19 protein-coding genes are annotated in these 22041 nt (G+C 58.6%); 6 read left to right on the top strand and 13 right to left on the bottom strand.

Translation table 11 applies throughout. From position 1 onward, the window contains the following. Positions 1-15: 15 nt before the first annotated feature. From glpD to AB2L51_RS09490, 10 genes are all read right to left on the bottom strand, one after another. Complete coding sequence (gene glpD / locus AB2L51_RS09535; RefSeq protein WP_395582312.1) at positions 16-1551, bottom strand: glycerol-3-phosphate dehydrogenase; 1536 nt, start codon at positions 1549-1551, stop codon at positions 16-18. A 102-nt stretch (positions 1552-1653) separates the two neighbouring features. Further along, positions 1654-2436 (bottom strand): DeoR/GlpR family DNA-binding transcription regulator, encoded by a 783-nt coding sequence (locus tag AB2L51_RS09530; protein ID WP_395582311.1) that lies wholly within the window; start codon positions 2434-2436, stop codon positions 1654-1656. Next, entirely contained in the window at positions 2433-4352 is a 1920-nt protein-coding gene (gene recQ, locus AB2L51_RS09525) for a DNA helicase RecQ (protein WP_395582310.1), read from the bottom strand. The genes AB2L51_RS09530 and recQ overlap by 4 nt, the downstream gene beginning before the upstream one ends. A 5-nt stretch (positions 4353-4357) precedes the next feature. Then, entirely contained in the window at positions 4358-4735 is a 378-nt protein-coding gene (locus AB2L51_RS09520; RefSeq protein WP_395582309.1) for an OmpA family protein, read from the bottom strand. An 85-nt stretch (positions 4736-4820) separates the two neighbouring features. Continuing rightward, positions 4821-6500, bottom strand: coding sequence for a thiol reductant ABC exporter subunit CydC (cydC, locus tag AB2L51_RS09515; RefSeq protein ID WP_395582342.1), 1680 nt, complete (start codon positions 6498-6500; stop codon positions 4821-4823). Between the two features lie 55 nt (positions 6501-6555). Beyond that, on the bottom strand, positions 6556-8277 hold the full coding sequence (gene cydD, locus AB2L51_RS09510) for a thiol reductant ABC exporter subunit CydD (RefSeq protein WP_395582308.1): 1722 nt from the start codon (positions 8275-8277) through the stop codon (positions 6556-6558). A 100-nt stretch (positions 8278-8377) separates the two neighbouring features. Continuing rightward, positions 8378-10051 carry a sensor histidine kinase gene (locus tag AB2L51_RS09505; RefSeq protein WP_395582341.1) on the bottom strand — a complete coding sequence of 558 codons (1674 nt, stop codon included), beginning with the start codon at positions 10049-10051 and terminating at the stop codon, positions 8378-8380. A gap of 101 nt (positions 10052-10152) precedes the next feature. Then, entirely contained in the window at positions 10153-10314 is a 162-nt protein-coding gene (locus AB2L51_RS09500; protein WP_395582340.1) for a NepR family anti-sigma factor, read from the bottom strand. Between the two features lie 116 nt (positions 10315-10430). Beyond that, the gene (locus AB2L51_RS09495; protein ID WP_395582307.1) at positions 10431-11027 is read right to left on the bottom strand and encodes a sigma-70 family RNA polymerase sigma factor; all 597 of its coding nucleotides are present in this window, start codon (positions 11025-11027) and stop codon (positions 10431-10433) included. A gap of 126 nt (positions 11028-11153) precedes the next feature. Next, positions 11154-11600 carry a sigma-70 family RNA polymerase sigma factor gene (locus AB2L51_RS09490; protein WP_337250299.1) on the bottom strand — a complete coding sequence of 149 codons (447 nt, stop codon included), beginning with the start codon at positions 11598-11600 and terminating at the stop codon, positions 11154-11156. Between the two features lie 166 nt (positions 11601-11766). Between AB2L51_RS09490 and AB2L51_RS09485 the strand changes: the two genes are divergently transcribed. The 6 genes from AB2L51_RS09485 to AB2L51_RS09460 all read left to right on the top strand — a co-directional run bounded on the left by AB2L51_RS09485 (position 11767) and on the right by AB2L51_RS09460 (position 18521). Further along, the gene (locus AB2L51_RS09485; protein WP_395582306.1) at positions 11767-12516 is read left to right on the top strand and encodes a response regulator; all 750 of its coding nucleotides are present in this window, start codon (positions 11767-11769) and stop codon (positions 12514-12516) included. Between the two features lie 65 nt (positions 12517-12581). After that, positions 12582-14396 (top strand): ABC-F family ATP-binding cassette domain-containing protein, encoded by a 1815-nt coding sequence (locus tag AB2L51_RS09480; RefSeq protein ID WP_395582305.1) that lies wholly within the window; start codon positions 12582-12584, stop codon positions 14394-14396. Positions 14397-14465: 69 nt separating this feature from the next. Further along, entirely contained in the window at positions 14466-15473 is a 1008-nt protein-coding gene (locus AB2L51_RS09475) for an ABC transporter permease (RefSeq protein WP_395582304.1), read from the top strand. Positions 15474-15488: 15 nt separating this feature from the next. Beyond that, positions 15489-16463: an ABC transporter permease gene (locus AB2L51_RS09470; RefSeq protein ID WP_395582303.1), complete on the top strand. Its 975-nt coding sequence runs from the start codon at positions 15489-15491 to the stop codon at positions 16461-16463. Further along, a complete protein-coding gene (locus AB2L51_RS09465; protein WP_395582302.1) occupies positions 16453-17490 on the top strand; it encodes an ABC transporter ATP-binding protein in 1038 nt (345 codons plus the stop codon). The genes AB2L51_RS09470 and AB2L51_RS09465 overlap by 11 nt, the downstream gene beginning before the upstream one ends. 8 nt (positions 17491-17498) lie before the next feature. Next, entirely contained in the window at positions 17499-18521 is a 1023-nt protein-coding gene (locus AB2L51_RS09460) for an ABC transporter ATP-binding protein (protein WP_395582301.1), read from the top strand. 40 nt (positions 18522-18561) lie between these two features. Here AB2L51_RS09460 and AB2L51_RS09455 read toward each other — a convergent pair whose 3' ends face one another. From AB2L51_RS09455 to AB2L51_RS09445, 3 genes are all read right to left on the bottom strand, one after another. Further along, entirely contained in the window at positions 18562-19083 is a 522-nt protein-coding gene (locus tag AB2L51_RS09455) for a RidA family protein (RefSeq protein ID WP_395582300.1), read from the bottom strand. 575 nt (positions 19084-19658) lie between these two features. Next, positions 19659-20984 carry an RNA polymerase factor sigma-54 gene (gene rpoN, locus AB2L51_RS09450; protein ID WP_395582299.1) on the bottom strand — a complete coding sequence of 442 codons (1326 nt, stop codon included), beginning with the start codon at positions 20982-20984 and terminating at the stop codon, positions 19659-19661. A gap of 9 nt (positions 20985-20993) precedes the next feature. Continuing rightward, entirely contained in the window at positions 20994-22040 is a 1047-nt protein-coding gene (locus AB2L51_RS09445) for a HoxN/HupN/NixA family nickel/cobalt transporter (RefSeq protein WP_395582298.1), read from the bottom strand. Position 22041: the final 1 nt, after the last annotated feature.

Here is a 22041-nt window from a genome sequence, read left to right as displayed (position 1 = left end):
GCGGTATTTTACAGATCAGACAGCTTTCTTCTGAACATAGGTTTCAACACAGGTTTTTTCCGTGTCATTCAGGTGCAGGCCCAGCTTGCTGCGCCGCCAGAGCACATCCTCCGCCGTGCGGGCCCATTCGCGCGCCATCAGGTAGTCAACTTCACGCGCGCTCAGGTCCCCTCCCAGCAGTTCTCCCATATCGTCCATGCTGTTGGCCTGACCGATAATTTCGTATGTGCGGCTGCCGTAATTGCGCATCAGGCGCCAGGCCAGTTCTTCTGGCAACCAGGGGGCTACGCGGCGCAACCGGGCAAGGGCACCGTCAAAGCCACCTTCACCAATATCACCACCGGGCAGAACTTCGCCTGCGGTCCAGCTCTGGCCACCTACTACGGGCAGCACGGGGGCAAGCTTTTCCAGCGCATGTTCGGCCAGCTTACGATAAGTCGTGATTTTGCCACCAAAAATGGAAAGCAGGGGCGCACCGTCCTGCGTATCCAGATCCAGAACATAATCGCGCGTAACGGCAGACGCGTTCGCAGAGGCATCGTCATACAACGGACGCAGCCCTGCGTAGCTCCACACCACATCGCCCTCGTGGACCTGTACGTTCAGGTAGCGGTTCACGCTTTCGCACAGATACGTTACTTCATCTGGCGCTATGCCTACCTTGCCCGGTTCGTCCTTCCACGGAATGTCCGTGGTGCCGATCAGGGTGAACTTCTGCTCGTACGGGATGGCGAACACAATCCGCTTATCAGGGTTCTGGAAAATGTAAGCCTGCGATCCCTCGTACACACGCGGGACAATAATGTGGCTCCCCTTGACCAGACGAACCGATTTGGAATTGGGGATTTTAAGCGTATCAGCCAGCAGGCGGGCAACCCATGGGCCAGCAGCGTTCACCATGGCCTTGGCGCGCACGGTCTGGGTCTGGCCGGTTATGCGGTCCTCCAGTGTTGCTACCCACTGCCCGTTCACGCGCTGCGCGGCAGTCAGGCGGGTGCGCACGCGCACATCTGCCCCCCGCTCTGCCGCGTCCATCGCATTCAGCACGACAAGGCGGCTGTCCTGTACCCAGCCATCGGAATAAATGAAGCCTTTGGTATATTCAGGCTTGAGCGCACGCCCCGAAGAATGCTTACGAAAATCCACGCCAATGGATTTAGGTAGCGTCATGTTGGATGCCAGATGGTCGTACAGGAACAGCCCGGCCCTGAGCATCCACGCCGGACGTACCAGCTTGGAATGCGGCAGCACAAAGCGCAGCGGCCACATGATATGGGGAGCCATGGTCAGCAGGCGTTCACGCTCCATCAGCGCTTCACGCACAAGGCGGAACTCATAATATTCCAGATAGCGCAGGCCACCATGGATCAGCTTGGTGCTGGAAGACGAGGTATAGCTTGCCAGATCATCCTGCTCCACCAGCAGGACGGATGCACCACGCCCGCAGGCGTCACGCGCAATGCCGGTGCCATTAACGCCCCCCCCGATAACGAGAAGGTCATAAATACGCTCGGATGTTTCTGCTGCTGACATGGCTTTTATCGGTTCCATCTACACGAAGGCTTTGTTCGTTTTATTCGATTTCGAAAACATAACGCAAGAACTATGCTCTCCGTCCTCGATGGAAGATATTTTTTAAACCATGATGTTCTTTTACGAACCCTCCTGCGCGCCAACGACGTGGAGTTGCACATCATGCTCGCGCAAAATGGCACGAATGCCCGGTGGAGGGGGCAGGTCCGTAAAAAACGCATTGATCTGAGATATATGCCCAACCCGCGCCATGGGTCTGCGCAAAAACTTGGTGTGGTCGGCCAGCAGGAACACGGTTCTGGCGTTGCGTATGATCGCCTGCGCCGCGTTAATTTCGTCTGCGTCAAAGTCCAGCAATGTGCCGTCCGCATCAATGCCGGAAATACCGATAACGCCAAAATCCGCCCGATACTGCTCGATCATGGCCGCCGCCGCCGGGCCAACAATCCCGCCATCACGCAGGCGTACGCTGCCGCCTGTAATGATCAGGCTACATTCAGGGGCTGGAGCCAGCAGGGTTGCAACATGGATATTGTTGGTAATGACCCGCAGGGTTCTGTGGGTTCGCAGCGACCGGGCAAAAGCCTCGGTTGTGGTGCCTATGTTAATGAACAGGGAGGCCCCGTCCGGTATGGCCTTTGCCGCTTCCCTGCCTATGGCGTCCTTGGCTTGCAGGTTCAGGATCTGCCGGTCGGAATAAGCAATATTCTCGGCGGGGGATAGGCTGCTGGCTCCACCATGATGGCGGGCCAGCAACCCCTGCCCGGCCATAATGTTAACATCCCGCCGTACGGTCTGCACGGTTACACTCAACTCGCACGCCAGTTCCTCGCTGGTAACATACCCGTGCTGGTTGACCAGCCGCAGAATATGCCTGCGCCGTTTTTCCAGAGCATTGCTCATGCCGGTTCTGCCTCAATAACCGCCAGTACGGCTTCTCCATAACGTTCCAGCTTGGAGCGACCTACGCCCTTGATCTCTCCCAGCGTATCCAGATCATCGGGTTTTTCGAGCGCTATGTCTTTCAGAACCGAATCATGGAAAATGACATACGGTGGAATTTCCTGCTCCCTGGCTTCTTCCCGCCGCCATTTGCGCAAGGCTTCAAACAGGGCCAGACGGTCTTCTGGCAGGTCCAGAGCCGCAGATTGCCTCTGCCCCCGAGCCCCCCCCACATTGCCGGTGTGTTCCACAACCGGGTCAGCCCGTAAGGCAACGTTTTCCTCCCCCCGCAGGATCGGGCGGGCGATATCGGGGTTCAGCCGCAACCCACCATACTGCCCTTCTATCCGCAGGGCACCACGCGCAATAAGCTGGCGAACCACACCACGCCAGAACGACTCGCTTCTGTCCTGACCAATCCCCCAGACCGAAAGCTTGTCGTGTCCATTACGGCTTATGCCGTCGGTCTGCTTGGCCCGCAAAACAGCTATAACATGCAGCGCACCAAAACTTTCCCCCGTGCGATACACCGCCGAGAGCAGCTTGCGGGCAGCTTCCGTTCCATCAAATGTCAGCACCGGGTGGCGACAGTTATCGCAATGCCCGCAGGGCTGCTCCAGTTCCTCACCAAAGCAGTGTAGCAGCGCCTGCGTGCGGCACCCTGTGGTTTCGGTAAACGCGATCATGGCTTCCAGACGGCTGCGCATGATGCATTTTTCGTTATCCGGAGCGGCGGACTGGTCCAGCCAGTAACGCGCGCGGGCTATATCCTCCCCTCCGTATAACAGCACGGTATCGGACGGCAGACCGTCGCGCCCGGCCCGGCCGATCTGCTGGTAATACGCCTCGGGCGAAGAGGGCATGTCCAGATGCACAACGGCGCGCACATCCGGGCGATCTATGCCCATGCCAAAAGCCACCGTGGCCACGATAACCAGCGGCTCTCCCGAACGAAAACGCAGCAGGGCCGCGCGCTTTTCCACCGGAGACAGCCCCGCATGATACGCCAGAGCAGGCCAGCCACGCTCCCGCAGGGAGGCCGCGATACGCTCGGTTCTGGCACGGCTGCCACAATAGACAATGGACGCATCTTCCCTGTAGCGCTCAAGGGCTACAAGCAGTTGCTTCAGCTCCGAGCCTTTGGGCTGCACGGCAATATTGAGATTGGGCCGATGAAAGCTTGAAGCCAGAACCTGCGCATGCGGCATATCCAATGCCGCCAGAATATCATCCCGCGTACGTTCGTCCGCCGTGGCGGTCAGGGCAAGCCGTGGTACATTGGGAAAATGCCGCGGCAGCGCGGTAAGCGCCCTGTATTCGGGCCGGAACTCATGCCCCCAGGCCGAAATGCAATGCGCTTCGTCTATGGCAATAATGGACAGCGGTATGCGCGTCAGGCGGTCCAGTGTGCCTGACGACAGAAGGCGTTCAGGCGAGATATAAAGCAGGTCCACACGGCCATTGGCCAGATCGGACCTGATCTGGGCTGATTCGTTCTCGTCCAGCTCGGAATGCAGGGCAGCAGCATTAACCCCAAGCTGCCTGAGCCCCGCCACCTGATCGTCCATAAGCGCGATAAGGGGAGAGATGACCAACCCCATGCCGGGTCGGCACAGGGCTGGAATCTGGTAACATACACTTTTGCCCCCACCCGTGGGCATGAGCACAAGGGCATCCTGCCCCTGCATGGCGCATTCTACAGCCTGCGCCTGCAAACTCCTGAACCCGGGAAACCCAAAGACAGCCTGCAACACGTCCTGCACGGACCGGTTACAGAACCGGTCACGCGGGAGCACTCCCGGTACCCTTTCCTCCGGCAAGCCCAAAGGCCGCTCATAGGGTGGAATATCGGGGTATGCAGGCTCTCTTTCCTCCATGGCGATCAGGGGCTTATCAGTTCGATCTCTACACGGCGGGAGCCAACAACCATCCCTTCCATGTTGGAAGGAGCACGCGGTGTTTCCACAATCCGGTCGCCACGCACGCCATCTGCCTGCAATCTGGCCGTCACGGCCTTGGCCCGCTGGATTGCAACAAGCGCATCGGCCGACAGGTCCTTGCCTGCCCCGGCATACCCTTCAACCCGAACAATGCGGGAGGGGTGCCTGTCCGCTTCCAGCGCGACCTGCGCAACCACGTCCTGTCCAGCCTGATCAAGCTCGGCCGACTGGTTGGAAAAAAAGACAACATATTTGCGGGGTGTCTGGGCGGCACAGGCAGCCAGAAGGCTCAGGCAGGCAACTGAAAATAAGCGGCGCATAATGATCATTCCTGAATTATCAAAACAAAACCGTTTTATTTGGTGCCCCTCCAGACGGCTGGCGTCAACACCGATTCCAGCTGACCTAGGCCGCAGCAGCTTTTGCCACACCCTCTGACAGACGCCAGATGCGGTCCAGCTTTTCCACCCCGGTCAGGCGGTGGGCAATCAGTATGACCGTGCGGCCCTCGGTTACGGTGTTGAGGGTCCGGAGGAAGTCCTGCTCCGTCTGCGCATCCAGACCCGTGGCGGGTTCGTCCAGAATAAGAATGGGCGCAGGCGTCAGTAGCGTACGCGCCAGAGCAATACGCCGCCCCTGCCCGCCGGAGAGACGAATCCCCCCCTCACCCACCCAGGTATCCAGCCCTTCGGGCAGAGCACGGACAACATCGGACACCGCAGCCTGATCAAGAGCCTTCCACAGGTCATCTTCAGAAGCATCCGGCCGACCAAGCAGCAGATTGGCGCGAATGGTATCATCAAACAGATGCGTTGCCTGCGAAAGCCACGCCATTTTGCTCCGCACGGCATCGGGCCGTATGGTGGTAATATCCTCCCCACCCAGATAGATATGGCCTTCCTGCGGAGTTGCCGCGCGTAACAGCAAAGCTGCAAGACTGGACTTACCAATGCCCGATGGCCCCAGAATGGCTACTCTGGCCCCTGCGGGAATATCCAGCGTAAGCCCTTTTAAAACCCACGGCCTGTCTTCCGCCCACCGGAAGCGCACATTCTTCAGGCGGATGCTGGTATCCACAGGGGCATTCTCATGCATGACCTGCGTGTCTGCAGCGGCAGGCTGTACTGCCATTTCCACCACCCTGCGGGCGGAAACCCCCATAATACCGGCTTGCAAGCCTGCACGTGTAAGGGTTACCGCACTTTCAAAGGCGGCAACGGCCAAAAAGAATATGCTCACCCCTTCAAGGGCGCCTATTCTGGGGAGCAGAATTCCGCCAATAGCCAGCAGCACCATGAACACGGCAGACTGGCCGAACAAAAAGGCCAGAGCATTGGCAAATGCTGCGCGGCGGGCCACAGCCATCTGCCCCTGCAACAATGCGGCATCCGCTGCCTGCACACAGGCCAGCATCCGCCCTTCTGCACCGAATGCCCGGATTTCGCGCAGGCCACCGACCAGATCCAGCACGGAAATACGCAGATGCGCCAGCAGATGAGCCGCCTGATCAGCCGCCTTCCGCCCCGACCGTGCGATCAGCCACGGCACAAGAAAAGACGAACAGGCAAACAGCACACCAACTGCCACCCCCAGCACAAGGCTCTGCCGCCCCACAATCACCAGCAAGGCCGGAAAGGTCAGCCCCGCACAGACCAGCGGCACAACAATCCGCAGGTAAAGCCCATCCAGTGCACCAATATCGGATACCAGACGGGACAGCATATCCCCCGCCCGGCGGAACCCCAGCCCTGCCGCCGCGCCATGGGCAAGCGACTGAAAAAACCAGACCCGCAGGTCCGCCAGCGCACGGAACATGGCATCATGAGCAAACAGGCGCTCCGCATAGCGCAGTGTCACACGCCCCACACCAACCCAGCGTAGCAATGCGGTTGTCACCACCACTTCGCCCAGCACACAGCCCGCAAGCCGCAAGCCTGACACCTGCATAAGCGCAAGACCGCAGGCCAGCGCTGCCAGAGCCAGCAGCACACCCGCAACCAGCCGCACTCCCTGCCTGCGCCACAGGCCGAATATAACGCACACGGCCTGCCAGTCCGTAAATCTGGCCGTGGGCCGCACAGGCATAGTCTGCAGCCGTGCGGGGGGCTGCACGGCTGATGTCTGGTCTTGCACTGCCATGTTATGCAGCCCCCTGCCGATTGATGACACGTCCGTTTTGCATGTCTATCCGCCGCCCCTTGAACATATGAGCCGCGGCCGAGTGCGTGGCCAGAATAACCGTGCGGCCAACAGCCAGCCGTTGCAGACTTTCAAAAACACTTTTTTCGGTAGCAGGGTCCAGATGGGCTGTGGGTTCGTCCAGCAGCAGGACCGGGGCGTTTTTGAGGTAAGCCCGCGCAATGGCAATACGCTGCGCCTGCCCGCCAGACAGACCAAACCCACCTTCGCCGATCTGTGTATCCAGCCCGTTGGGCAATGTTGGCAGGAACTCATCCACCGCAGCGGAACGCAGCGCATTTGCCAGTTCCTGCTCATCTGCATCGGGTTTAGCGAACAGAATGTTATCACGCAGGGAACCCGCAAACAGCACAGGTTTCTGCCCGATCCATGACACCACGCGGGACAGCGCATCGGGGACTATGCTCTGCAAAGGAGCCCCATTAAACAGAACCCGCCCGTTCTGGGGGGCAATAAACCCCAGCAGCAGTTCCATGATCGTGGACTTGCCAGCACCAGATGGCCCAGCCAGTACCAGCGTTTCCCCCGCTGGCACGGTAAAGCTGACATGCTCCAGCGCAGGCCCGCGCGCGGGGTCCCACGTAAAGCCGACATCATCAAACGCCACCATCACGCCATTTGCGTTAACGGTTCTGGCCCCGTCCGGCGCCGGGCGCTCCGTCACTTCGGGCAGGTCCAGTATGGCGGTAGCCGCCCCTTGGGCATGTGCACGGTCCTGATACGCCAGCGCAAAGCTGCGCAGGGGGGCAAAAAACTCCGGCACTGCCAGCAGGGCAAACAGGCTGGCAACCACTGTCTGCTGCAATGCGGCGGATGAGCCACTGGCCTGCATGGCCAATGCCTGCCGCCCGTCGAGCACAGCCAGCAGGATGAATGCAACAACCATGGCGCAGTCAATGGATGCGGAGGAAAGGAACGCCACCCGCAGCACCTTCATGGTACGCACGCGCAGTTCCTCGGCGGCATCCCCCAAACGGCGGGTTTCATCCTCCGTCCGGCCAGCCAGAACAATGGTTGCGATACCTTTGATACGGTCCAGAAAACGCGCCTGAAGGCGGGTCATGGCCAAAAACTGGTTACGTGACGCCACAGCCGCACCAATGCCAAACACGGCCTGCCCGACAGGGACCGCCATACCGCACAGGCCCAGAATCACAGCCGCACGCGGCTGCATGATGCCCACGGGCAACAGAATGAGCACGGGGGCGGCCATCCACAGCACGGAGGCAGGCACCCAACGGCCAAAAAAGCCGTCCAGCGCTTCTATCCGGTCCACGACAAGAGAGGCCAGCACGCCACTATGCGTGCGGCGCAGCAACGCAGGGCCACCGGCAAGAATGGAGGCCATGACCTCCCCCCGCAAACGCCTGCGCGCTACAATACCAGCTTGCGCAGCCGCAACATCCGCCTGGATCATGCACAGGGCACGCAACATGGCCAGAGCCGGGAACAGCATAAAGGGCCATGCTGGAAAAGCAGCCCCCTGCCCGCCCACCTGCCACGCCGCAAGGGCATGCCCAAGAACAACAGCCGCACACCATGCCTGCCCTATACCGGCAAGACTGGAGAGCAGCCCGGACCCAACCACTGATCGCGCTGCCTGACGACCAAGACGCGACTGGAGGCGCGTCCAGTTACGTATTGCTGCTTTCTCGTTCCTCATGACAGACAGCGTTTATACTGCTCTGCCAAGGACGCAACAGTTTAGATCGCCGCTCCCTGCTGCGCATAAGGCATGCCAGCACTCTGCGGGCTGCCCCGTTTTACGGGTTTTCCGCTTTTTCCAGATGCAGGAGCAATGTGAACTGCACGCCATCCTTGCCGCTATAGCTCAAAGATGCCTTGAGCTGTCTGGCAAAACCATGAATGAGCTTGAGCCCGATCCCCTGCGTGCCGGATGCGGGGTCGAACGAACAGCCAATTCCGTTATCACCAACATTCAGCGTGACCAGATTGCCATTTTTTGTCAGCCGCACATGAATGACACCCATCCGGCCATCGGGGAATGCGTATTTGATCGAATTTGTCACAACTTCGGTCACGATCAGCGCCAGAGGCACGGCCTGATCCGGGTCCATCCAGAAACTGTCTGAATCCACCTGCAGGCGAATACGCCCCGCATCCGCCTCCCCCGCAATATGGAAGGTCTGCTCGCACAGGTCTTTCAAAAAAACGGCCATGTTCAGGCTGGTCAGTGAATCCTCGGCATAAAGGGTGCGATGCAGCGTTGCCAGTGCCCGGATTCGGTCCCGCGCCAGCGCAAACTCGGCCCTGACCTCGGGGTGGGCAATCTGGTTAGCCTGAAGATTGAGCAGGGATGCCACGATCTGGAGGTTGTTTTTAACCCGGTGGTGAATCTCCTTCATCAGGAGTTCCTGATGCGCCATGGCCTTCTTCAGCCGTGCCTCATGCCGGGAGAGGCGCTGTGTTGCCCGTGTAAAAGCCTGCCCCAGCCTTTGCAGCTCCAGCGGCATGGTGCGTGTGACGCGCCCGTCAAACACCCCTTCCATCTGCCATTTACGAACGGAATATGTGAGCCTCCGTAATGGCCAGACCAGCACGATATTGGCTGCCAGCGTGACCCCCACCAGCCCTGCGGCCAGCAGGAACAGCAGGGCCGCAATCTGGAAAACCATAGCCCGAAGGGCGTCCGCCTCTATGGACGTGCGCTGGGTCGAGACAAAAATATCCGCACCACCAGCAATGCCACCAAGAGCATATCCTCCCTGCATGGAAGGAAGCGACACCACCGAACGGTCACTTTTTTCCAGCTTTTCCTTGAGGGAAAACACAAGCTCTGCGGGGGGCTGCTCCCAGTTACAGTTGGTGCAAACGGGAAAAAGCTCCCCGTCATGCATGAGCAGCCACGCCTGAACGGGATTGGTATCATCCGAAAAAGCTTCCCACCCCGAAGCACCGCCCAGATAGGCCTGTGTGCGCGAAATTTGCAGGATACCAACCAGATAGCCACGCGCCTCCGGCTCCGCCAGAAAAACGGCAGGCACGGTAATCCGCAGGAATGCCCCGTTATCCTCCCCACCGCCACTTTTTTGCACGGCTTCCATAACCGTGGCGTTCATCCGTGCGGGTGGGGTTAAGGTTCCGACCTCCGCACAGGAGCGACCCGAGGGCGAAACGGATTCGAGCTTTCTGCCCCGTTCATCCAGAACGGCCAAAAAGCAGTATCGCTGGCCACTAATGGTTTCGGCCAGCCTGAGCGCATGCACGAGCTGGTCATGCGTAAGATCCATGTTGCCGATTGTTTCCAGCGCGCTGCGCAGACGGTCCGTATCGTGCCGGAACTGCTGGTCCAGCCGCATAATGGCGGCAACAGCACGCTGAGCGCTCCCCACCCGAACTTCCTGATAGTTCCGCAGGGCCAGAACAGCGCCAATACTCAGGACGGGAATGCCCGACAGGCAGATAAGCACACGCATGCGCGCGCTGGTGGTAATAAACACCCGCCCCAACCCGGACATGAACAGGGCGCCAACACGGCGGGCAGCCTGCCCAAGCAGGGAGAAGGCAGACAAAAGGCTCAGTCCTGCCTGCTCCGGTCTTCCTCAGTCAGCTTCAGCAGCTCTTCGGGCACAGGTTCATTCACAACATCATCAAAAAGCTGGTGCAGGCCACGCTTCAGCCAGACATCAAAAGCCTGATCCCGAGACTGCCTGCCTTTGCGGGGGGGAGCGCCGTCCATACTCTTTCCCATTCCGAACTCTGGATCCTGCCGTTGTTTGCCTGACGCCACTGTGTGCGGAGCAGGCAACTCATCCCCGACAGACCTGCAACCTATAAGCCCAGCATGCGCCATCTTCAGACCACTGCTGCGCTCATACGAGAGGAAACCCGCTGCGCGCCGCCATTCTTTTTTTCCGCCCCAAGCTGAACACGCTCGCCTTTTTTGCGGTCACCTGAATCAGACACGGATTCTTCTCCAGTTAACCAGACTTCAAGCTGACGCCGGGCACGAAAAACCCTGCTTTTGGCAGTACCAACAGCGCAGCCGGATACTTCCGCCAGTTCCTGATAGCTCATTCCTTCGAGAACCCCCAGCACCAAAGCTTCCCGCTGGTCATCTGGCAGCCGTGCAAGCGCTGCATCCAACTCCATCAGGCTCAGCCGGTCATCATGCCGGGCGGCTACGGCCAGCACGGACTGGGGAGCATCATCAATATCCGTGGTTTCGCGCTTTTTGCGCAGGTCAGAAATGAAGCGGTTGCGCAGGATGCGGTGCATCCATGCCGCAAAATTGGTTCCGGGGATAAAACTCTGCTGAGCGGCCAGTGCGTTGCAGACAGTGTCCTGCACCAGATCTTCTGCGGCGCTGCGGTTACGGGTCAGCGCCAGTGCCTGCACACGCAGCTTGGGCAGGATGCCAATCACCTGATCGTGGAATAACGAGGCTGTCATTGTTTTTACTCCGCTCTTCTTCCGTTTTATGGGAGCAATGAACAAAACCCCGCCAAGGTTACATCCGGATGCATTTTTTGTAATCACGAAAACGAGAACGCGTAACCCTCGCAGGCCCCGGCGGCCCTATTCCGCCTGCGGCTGCGCAAGTTTGTGCAGCATGGTTCTAGCGCGGGACACACGGGCCTTGATGGTCCCGACATCCACCGCGCAAATCTCTGCCGCCTCGGCATAGGTCATGCCCTGCGCACCAATAAGCACCAGTGCCTCACGCAAAAGCGGCGTAAGCTGCCAGAGCAGGGCTTCAAGCTCGTGCACTTCCTGCCGCCCATCTGCTGAGGGCACGGCCCGTTGCTGTGGATGCTGCCCGTAATTGGCCAGCACCTCACGCTCTTTTTTGCCGCGCCGCCGCTGCTCCAGAAAAAGGTTGCGCAAAATGGTAAAACACCATGCCTTCAGGCTGGTACCAGCCTCATACTGCGCCATACGGTCCAGCGCGCGCAAAACGGTTTCCTGCACCAGATCATCCGCCAGCGCGGGGTCGCGCGCCAAAAAGCGCGCAAAGCCGCGCAGGGATGGCAAAAGCGCCAGCAATTCTACCCTAAAAGGTGAACGCGCCTCGCCCTGATCGGGATTTGGTGTGTTAATCAGGATTCATCCCCTTTCGGCAAACGCCGCTCCGTGGCATCATTGCTTTATCGTATGTTTTTATCATGACCTAATCATAAGGAGATTTGTCATGTCAGAGTCACTGCGTGACGGGCTGATCCGGGCTCTCCCTTATGGCAGACGTTATGCACGCGCCCTGACAGGCAACCAGCCCGAGGGCGATCTGCTGGTAGCACAAAGCCTGAGGGGCCTGACCTCCCAACCCCCGGCGGAGGGGTTTACCCCCCTGCTCCAGCTTTATCAGGCCATCTCGCGCCTTTATGCTACGGACGAAACACACAGAAGCACCCAGGGGCCGGGGCTTTCCTCCACACAGCGGCAGTTGCTGCTGCTGACTACGCTGGAAGAAATCAGTGTGGAAACAGCAGCCAGAATTATCGGCCTGCCCCACGATCAGGCCGCACAAGAGCTGGAAAGCGCACAAAAGCAGCTCCACAAAGGGGTGCAGACCTCCGTTCTGATTATTGAGGACGAACCCATTATTGCCATGGATATTGAACTGCTGGTCATGCAATGTGGCCACAAGGTTGCTGGCATTGCCCACACGCAGGTCGATGCCGTGCAGCTTGCCGCGCAAACCCGGCCGGGCCTTATTCTGGCGGACATCAACCTTGGTCCGGGAGGGGATGGCATGGCGGCGGTGGCCGAAATTACGGCAAGCTTTAAGGTACCCGTCATTTACGTAACGGCCTACCCCGAACGCCTGCTGACGGGCGAAAAGCTGGAACCCAGTTTTGTCATTACCAAGCCGTTTGACCCCTTAACCCTTGCCGTTGCCACCTATCAGGCCGTAAGCAGTATGGGTGTAGCTCAGACCTGATTTGTTGGGTAAAAAGCTGCCAGAAACCTTGATCGACCTTATTCTGGAACGGCTGGCAATCTGTTATGGCGCTACCCCCCCTACTTCATTTGCAGGATATTACCTTAACCCTTGGTGGCAAACCGCTCCTTGATGGCGCGGGGTTTGCTGTTGGCAAGGGCGAGCGCGTCTGTCTGGTCGGGCGGAACGGGTCGGGCAAATCCACTTTGCTCAAAATCGCGGCGGGTCTTATTCAGCCAGATGGCGGTAGCGTCTTTCTTCAGCCCGGTGCCTCATTACGCTACCTCCCCCAAGAACCTGACCTGAGCGCATATGCAACAACAGCCGACTATGTTGCCGCCCAGATTGCAGACCCCAACATGGAATGGCGTACCGGCCCCATGCTGGATGCCCTTGGCCTGACAGGGACGGAAAACACAGCTCATCTTTCAGGTGGGGAGGTCCGCCGCTGCGCCATTGCGGGCGTGCTGGCCGCAGCTCCTGATGTGTTACTGCTTGATGAGCCAACCAACCATCTGGATATGCCAACCATTGAATGGCTGGAGCGCGAACTGCTCAGCCTTGGCTCGGCCATGATCATGATCAGCCATGACCGGCGGTTACTCTCTACCCTTTCGCGCTCCGTGGTCTGGCTCGACCGGGGCATAACCCGCAGGCTGGATGAAGGGTTTGACCGATTTGAATCCTGGCGCGAAGACGTGCTGGAACAGGAAGAGCGCGACGCCCACAAGCTGGACCGCCAGATAGCGCGGGAAGAAGACTGGATGCGCTACGGCGTAACAGCCCGCCGCAAACGCAACGTGCGCCGAGTGCGCGAACTGGCTGCCCTGCGTACGGCCCGGCGCGACGCGGTGCGCGCTCCGGGCACGGTTACTCTCAATGCCCAGTCCGCCTCTACCTCCAGCCGCCTTGTGGCGGTGGCGGAGGATGTGAACAAGGCGTGGGGAGACAAATGCGTGATCCAGAACCTGAACCTGCGTATCCTGCGCGGGGACAGGTTGGGCGTTGTGGGGGCCAACGGCGCGGGCAAAACCACCCTGCTGCGCCTGCTGACCGGGGGTGACCAGCCAGATAGCGGCACCATTAACCTTGGTCCATCCCTGAGCATGGTCACACTGGACCAGCAGCGCCGTTCCCTTAACCCCGAACGCACTCTGGCCGAAACCCTGACCGATGGCGGGGGAGACATGGTGCAGATCGGGGACGAAAAGCGCCATGTTATTGGCTACATGAAGGACTTCCTGTTCCGCCCCGAGCAGGCCCGCACCCCTGTTAGCGCCCTGTCTGGCGGGGAGCGGGGCCGCCTGATGCTGGCCTGTGCGCTAGCCAAGCCATCCAACCTGCTGGTTCTGGACGAACCAACCAACGACCTGGACCTGGAAACGCTGGATATCCTGCAAGATATGCTGAGCACCTATCCCGGTACGGTTCTGCTGGTCAGCCATGACCGTGATTTTCTCGACCGTATTGCAACATCCGTGCTGGCGGCCGAAGGCGGGGGCGCATGGGTGGAATATGCCGGTGGCTACAGCGACATGCTGGTACAGCGGAACCTGCAACCGCTGGAAACAGCCCCCGTTGTCCCCACTTCCGAACCGGCCAAACCACGCGAGCAGGCCACCCGGCAAGCCACCCGTAAACTCAGCTACAAAGACCAGTATGCGCTGGACAACCTGCCGCTGGAAATGGAAAAACTGGAAGCCAAGGCCCAGACACACCGCGCCAGCATGGCAGACCCCGACCTGTATGGCAAAGACCCCAAAGCGTTTGACCGACACTCCACCGAGCTCCAGAAAATTGAAGCCAGACTGGCTGAATGTGAAGAACAGTGGCTTGAACTGGAAATGAAGCGTGAAGCATTCCTGACGGAGCAGGGCTGACCCTGCCCACTCCCCGCCTAACGCCGCAAGGTGACTTTACCCCTTGAGGACCTGACAAATGCAGGCACGATGACAAAGCCATCCGACACGCACAGACCTTCTGCCGGCCCGTGGGCCAGCGCGCTGCGGTCATTGCTGCGCAACCGCGCAGCGCTTGCCTCGGTTGCGGTTCTTGCCTTTATTGTGGTGGCAAGCCTGTGCGCGCCGTTTTATGCCCGTCACATTGCCCATACTGACCCGTTTGTATCCAACGTTGCAGGCACCATTACGCTCAACGGACAGGAAACGGACATCATGCAGCCCAACGACAACCCGCTGCATCTGGGCCTTAGCCCCATTGGCCCCACGGGGCACACGGCTTACCTGCTGGGGGCAGACAGTCAGGGGCGTGATATTATGGCCCGGCTGCTCTATGGGGGACGGAACTCCCTGCTTATTTCCTTCAGTGCTGCGGTACTCTGCCTTGTTATGGCCGGAGCCATTGGTATTACCGCCGGGTTTTTTGGCGGGGTGACAGATATGGTCCTGTCCCGGTTGATGGATATTATGTGGGCCGTTCCTGTTTACCTGTTCGCCATATCGCTCTCCATTGTCACAATTACCTCGGGCCTGCGGATCGGACCTTTTGTTATAGAGGCCGACAACCTGCTTATTCCCATTGTGATTATTGCACTGGTGTATGTACCCTATGCCGCACGCCCGGTGCGCGGGCGTGTTATTGCGCTACGGCAGGCCGAATTTGTGACTGCGGCCAAATGCCTTGGCGTACCCCGCTGGCGTATTGTACTGCGCGACATTCTACCCAATGTCAGCACAACGCTTGTGGTTATGGGACCACTGCTTATGGCCATGGCGCTGCTGGCGGAAAGTGCCCTATCTTTCCTCTCCATTGGTGTGCAGGCCCCTGCTGCTTCATGGGGGACCATCATTTTGGATGGTGAGGGGTTGATTTACACCCGCCCCATGGTGGCCATTGCTCCGGGTCTGGCCATTGTGGCCGTAGTGCTTGCCCTGAACATTCTGGGCGATGGCCTGCGTGATGCACTGGATGTGCGCGATGCCTCCCGGCGGGAATAAGAGGAAGGACAGACCATGATCATGCCCCTCCTGCGCCGTCTGGGCCAGACAGTTTTTGTTCTGTTCGGTATTTCCGCACTGGTGTTTGCCGTTTTTTTTGCAACACCCGGAGCAGACCCCACGGCCCGTATTGCGGGGCGCAATGCCGCCCCCCAGACCATGGAAAAAGTCCGTAAGGAATACGGTTTTGACCGCCCCTTACCTGTGCAATACGCCATTATGATGAAAAAACTGTTCATCACCCGTGATCTGGCCAGCTACGCCAACCGTGGTGAACTGGTTGTACCCGAAATCATGCGGGCGGCCCCCGTAACCCTCTCACTGGTAAGTGGAGCGGCTGTTATTTGGGTAGTGCTGTCCATTGGCATGGGGGTTGTTGCCGCTGCGTGCAAAGGGTCATGGATTGACCGCACACTCATGATGGCGGGGCTGGTTGGTATTTCCATTCCCGTTTTCTGGCTTGGGCAGGTTGTTAACCTGATCACCCAGAACCGTTACCATGATACATGGCTGTTTTCCTGGGTACCGGGATTGGGGTATGTGCCTTTTACCCAAGACCCATGTGGCTGGTTTTTGGCGCTGGTTATTCCGTGGTGCGTGCTGGCAGTCATGTTTGTTGGCATTTACAGCCGCATTTTACGGTCTGATCTGGTAGCGATTATGGGAGAGGACTTCATACGCACCGCCCGCGCCAAAGGCTTGTCCCCCGCCCGTATCCTGCTCCGCCATGGCCTGCGCACAGCGCTTATAACCTTTGTTTCGCTCTTTGGCATGGACTTCGCACAGCTTGTAGGTGGGGGCGCATTGCTGACAGAGGTTGTTTTTGGCCTGCCGGGTGTGGGCCGCCTGACCTATCAGGCGCTCAACAGCCTTGACCTGCCACTGATCATGGCCACGGTCATGTATTCGGCCGTATTTGTGGTGCTGGCCAATGCTCTGGTGGATGCAGCCTATCTTTTCCTTGACCCAAGGGTGCGCGATGCCCACTAACACGCCCTCCCCCCCGTTGCTGGATGTGCATAATCTGTGCGTGAGCTTTACCTCACGCGGGCAGGTCATCCCTATTGTGGAAAACCTGTCCTTCAGCATTGGTGAGCAGGAAATACTGGGGCTGGTGGGGGAATCCGGGTCAGGCAAATCCGTTACAGCCATGGCCCTTATGGGGCTGATTGATGCACCCGGCGTGCATGTGAGCGGCTCCGCCCGCTTTAAGGGGCAGGACCTGCTCGGCCTGTCGGGCAGGCAGATGCGTGCTCTGCGTGGCCGGGAAATCGCCATGATTTTCCAGGACCCGATGACCGCCTTTACCCCCGTTTACACCATTGGCTGGCAGATTGATGAGCAGTTACGTGCTCACCAGAACCTCTCCCGCAGGCAGGCCCGCACCCGCACGGTAGAACTACTGGGGGAAATGGGGGTACCAGACCCCGCCAATACCGCCAACAGATACCCGCATCAGCTCTCTGGTGGGCTGCGCCAGCGCGCCATGATCGCCATGGCGCTCTCCTGCAACCCATCCCTGCTGATCGCGGATGAACCCACCACAGCACTGGACGTAACCGTACAGGCCCAGATTCTGGACCTCATGCGCAGGCTGCGTACAACCTATGGTTCCTCTGTCCTGCTGATCACGCACGATATGGGTGTGGTGGCCGAAACATGCGATAGCACATTAGTCCTGTATTCCGGCCGGGCAGCGGAAACAGGTGCCACGCAAGACCTGTTTGCTCACCCTCAGCACCCCTATACCGCAGCACTTCTGGCGTCCATCCCGCCCATGAACGGCCCACGCCCGGACAGGCTGCCAGCCATACCCGGCACTCCTCCCCAGCCTCTGGAGCGCCCGGCGGGCTGCGCCTTTGCACCACGCTGCACCTACACCCATGCTACCTGCCTGCCTGCGCCACCCCCCGCGTTTTGCACGGTTGGCCCGGCGCATAAGGTTGCCTGTGTGCTGCCCAAGGAAGGGAGCCCCCTCCCCAAGCGCTTTTGCGCCAGCGCAACACCTGTTCTGTGAGAAGGTCCATGCAGTCCACTTCTTCCACCGTGCAGGCCGCTCCCCCTCTCCCATCTCCGGATGCAACGCAGCCTTTGCTGGCGGTAAGGGATGTTTACAAGACCTACAGTCTCAGACACGGGCAAATACTCCGGGCGGTGGATGGCGTCTCCTTTACCGTTATGCCCGGCGAGGTGCTGGGTCTTGTGGGGGAATCCGGTTGCGGCAAGTCCACACTGGGGCGCTGCCTGCTGCGGCTTGATGATGTGTCTGCCGGTCAGATTGTTTTTGATGGTCAGGATATAACACGCCTGCCCGAACGTATTTTGCGCCCCCTGCGCCAGCAGATGCAGATGGTGTTTCAGGACTCCTACGCATCCCTTAATCCCCGCAGGCGGATCGGGGACCTGCTGGCAGAACCCCTGCGGGTCCACCGCACACCGGACGGGCGCAAACATACGTCCGTGGCCATGGCACACAGGCTGGACGAACTGATGGAACTGGTCGGCCTGCCCCGTGCGGCGCTGGAGCGCTACCCGCACGAATTTTCGGGTGGGCAGCGCCAGCGCATTAACATTGCCCGTGCTCTGGTGCTCTCCCCCCGCCTTGTGGTGGCGGACGAACCTGTTTCGGCTCTGGATGTTTCGGTTCAGGCCCAGATTGTCAACCTGTTTGCCGATTTACAAAAAAGCCTCGGCCTGACCTATGTTTTTATTGCCCATGACCTTGCCGTGGTCCGCCAGATATCCACCCGTGTGGCGGTCATGTATCTTGGCGTGATTGTGGAACTCGGGGAGACAGATACCGTTCTGCACAGCCCTGCCCACCCCTACACCATAGCCCTGACGCAAGCCGTACCCCGCCCGGTTGTGGGGGCAGCAAGGCATGCGCCTTTGCGTGGAGACATTCCAAGCCCTGTTAACAAGCCATCAGGCTGCCGTTTTCATACCCGTTGCCCGGCTGCGCAAACCCGCTGCCAGAACGAAGCCCCGACCTTAACGCAGATTGCGCCCAACCACGAGGTAGCCTGCCATTACCCGGTATTAAAATAGTGCAAAGGCATGCACGGCCCCTGCTTCTGCACAGGCTGGATTAGTGATGCGGCGGCTTGACTGCCACAACCTCAATTTCCACCAGCCAACCGGGTCTGGACAATTGCGCCACCTCAAAAGCTGACCTGACCGGCAGGTTAGGCTGATCCCCTGTGCCAAAAAATTTTGCGTAACCTTGCATCATGCCCTCAAAGTCCATCTTTTTGGTCTGTGCATCCGCGACCATATAAACATGCATCTGCACCACATCTCCCATGCCTAGCCCCATATCCTTGAGAATATCCTTAATCCGCTTCAGACTTTCCTCCGTCTGTGTTGCCATGGAGCCATATGCCTCCACACTTTTGGCCGGGGCTGCGGGGTTGGTTATCGGAGCACCAATGCCGCTTACGTAAACGGTGGAATATCCTGCGGGCACCTCAATGGCGGAGGCAATGGGATATGCGGCCTCATTATGCCGGACAATGCCGCTCTGGGCCTGTGCCGGGGCTATACCGCCCGTGGCGACAAGAGGCATTATTGCAAACAAGATGGAAAATAAAAGAACTTTGAACATAGGCATGGGGTTCCTCCGTTTTGGTGTCAGATGCCTGCGCACGAACGCCACATCTGTGGGGTTAAGTATTTTTTTGTCATCATTGCCAAAAACCATGCGCATAACCTCATTTCCGGCTTTACGCAGTTTTTGCGCTGAGCATACCTGCATGACTTGCCCCATGCGGCTCATGAGTTGAGACAGAGCCACACACCCTGCCAGCATGGCGACAAGACCAGAAAGCTGGCGCACTCTTTGTAAAAGAGGAGATAATAGACCGGCTATTGCGTAGTCCTGTTTTATTCGCCACTCATGACCTTATACGCGATAGAGCCAGCATGCCGTTTGCACGGGCATATTCGGGGCTGAGCCGGCCATATCCGTGCTGTAATCAGGTAATCAGCCGTGGTCATGCATTCCCTTCTACCAATAAGACTGTAGCACTTTCTTCCGTAAACCATTCTGGTCTAATTACAAATATTAAACAGAGTATATCCACGTGTTTGGCACAAGTGTGCTGTCTACCCACGATAAACAATAATTCATGCCTCAACAGACATTAAAGATAAATTAATTATAGTAATTCCCCAAAAAACTTTGATCTATACTGTAATTGTATGCCCTTTACGGGCAAAGGATGAACGTATTCCCATAAGCTGGCGATATTTGACAACAGTACGTCGTGATACACTAAACCCCTGCTGTTCCAGAACCTCGACCAAGGCGCTATCGGAAAGGGGGTTATCCGGTTTTTCTTCCCGCACAACCCTGCGCAGGCAGGCTCTGGCCGCAGCGGCCGCGCGTGGGGGGGCCTGCCCGTGGCGACCCACCCCGGCAGTAAAAAAGAAACGTAGCGGCAGGACCCCATCTGGTGTGGAGATATATTTGTCCGCCACAAGCCGACTGACCGTACTTTCATGCACCTGCATATCCTGTGCGATCTGGAGCATAGTCAGCGGATGCAGAGCTTCAACACCCCGATGTAAAAAATCGGGCTGGCGGGCTAGAATTTTCTGCCCCAGCAACACAAGGCTTTTGCGCCTTCTGGCAACAACATTCAAAAGCCAGCGTGCATCGGTCATCCAGTCCTTGACCTGCCCCCGTTCACGCACACTCATGCGCGGGGAAAGCTGGCTCCGCAGTTCCGTGTTCAGCTTCAGGCCCTGTGCCGGGTCTGCATAAGCAAACACATGCCATGCGCCCTCTTCGTCCTGTTCAACGCGCAGTTCAGCACGGCGCAGCAAGGCCGGTTCCACAACAGGCCTGCAATAAGGATACGGTTCGAGCCGTTGCAGGGTCAGGAGCATCTGTTCCAGTTCCTGCGCACTCACGCCACAGAGCGTTGCTAAACCAGCCCGGTCCCCTTTGACCAGACGGCCAAGATTTGCCAGCAATCTGGTAAATGCCTTGCTTAACAGCCCTTCATCATCAAGCTGCACGGCAAAACACTCGGCAACAGAAAAAGCCCCCACCCCCACAGGGTCCAGCCTGAGCAGATATTGTCGCGCTTCCTCCGCACAGGCGCGCTCAATCCCCCTGCTCTGGCAGAATGTCTCCAGTGCGGCGGAGGATAATCGGCCGTATTCATCTACTTCCTCCAGCAGCAGGGCAGCCAGACGGCAAAGCCATGCAGGTCTGGAGGACAGTGCAATCTGACGAAGCATCTGCTCCTCGACCGAGACCTCGGTCGAGGCCAGCCGTTCGATCATATCATGGGTGGAGTTCACAGCAGACGGGTCCGGACGGCCCGAGCCCCAATCAAACTCCCAGTCCGGCAGTTCCAGAAAAGGGTTCTGCTCCACCTGCTGGGCTATATAAGCATCCATATCCGCTTGTGGCAGGCGCAACAGCCGGAGCGCCTCACGCATTCTGGGCGTTACGGCAACACCCTGCCTATGACGGACCTTGTGTTCCAGAACCGTGCGCATGGCGCAGGTTCAGCCTCGGGTATGTGGCACGGAGGCCATACTCTCCGCCCGCCGGGCAGCCACTTTATCCCACATAAAAGCACCAGCCCACAGCGCCAGAAATACCCCCAGAATCACACTCCCCAGAAGTGGAAAATGCTCCGCAAGGCCAGAGGCCATCTGCACAAGAACGGAACCTGCTACGCCATCTTCCCCCAGCCCGGCCACATATTCGGTAGCCCCAACCCCAAGGGCAGCCAGAGCGGAGATACTGGTAATAGCCAGATTATAAACCTGACGTCGGGTTCGCGTCTGTGCGCTCCATCCATAGGCGCGCATCATCAACACCGCATCAAGCGTGTCTATGGCAGACATGCCTGCGGTAAACAGCAACGGGAACATAAGAATACCCACAAACCCCAGCCCCTGTGCACTCTGGGCCGCAGCCAAACCCAGCAAGCCGATCTCGGTTGCCGTATCAAACCCCAGACCGAACAGAAAACCCAGCGGATACATCTGCCACGACTGCCTGATAAGCCGAAAAACCGGACCAAACAGGTGGGCCATAACTCCGCCAGGCGGCATATCGGGCATATCGGCTTTATGCCTCAACGCATGCCATTGCCGCCAGGCCGCATACACATTGTACGCTGCCATAAGGAACAGAAAGACAATGGAGACCGCCGAGCCAATACTGCCCCCTACAAGATGCCAGCGCTCCAGCCAGTCATGCGTTGGCAAAACAGCCAGAAAGAGTACGGCAAGACACACGACCGAGGAATGCCCCAGAGAAAAGAACAGCCCCACCCCCAGAGGGGAGCGCCCGGCAACCATGAGCTTGCGGGTAACCAGATCGATGGCCACAATATGGTCCGCATCCATGGCATGCCGCAGGCCAAACACCCATGCCAGCAAAGCAGATGCCAAGAGCGTGGCGTTCCCCCCAAAACAGAACCATGCCGCCACCCAGGCAAGCCCATTAAAGAACAGCAAAGCCACCAGCAGCCTGTAGCCCTGCATGGAGCGGGCCGCCATACCAAAGGAGCTTAAAACTGAAGCAGATGGGTTTTGCCGCATG

It is taken from the genome of Acetobacter fabarum (genome assembly GCF_040702925.2).
Taxonomy (GTDB): domain Bacteria; phylum Pseudomonadota; class Alphaproteobacteria; order Acetobacterales; family Acetobacteraceae; genus Acetobacter; species Acetobacter fabarum_B.
The sequence above is the reverse complement of the archived record's forward strand: the minus strand, read 5'-3'. Positions and strand labels throughout refer to the sequence as shown.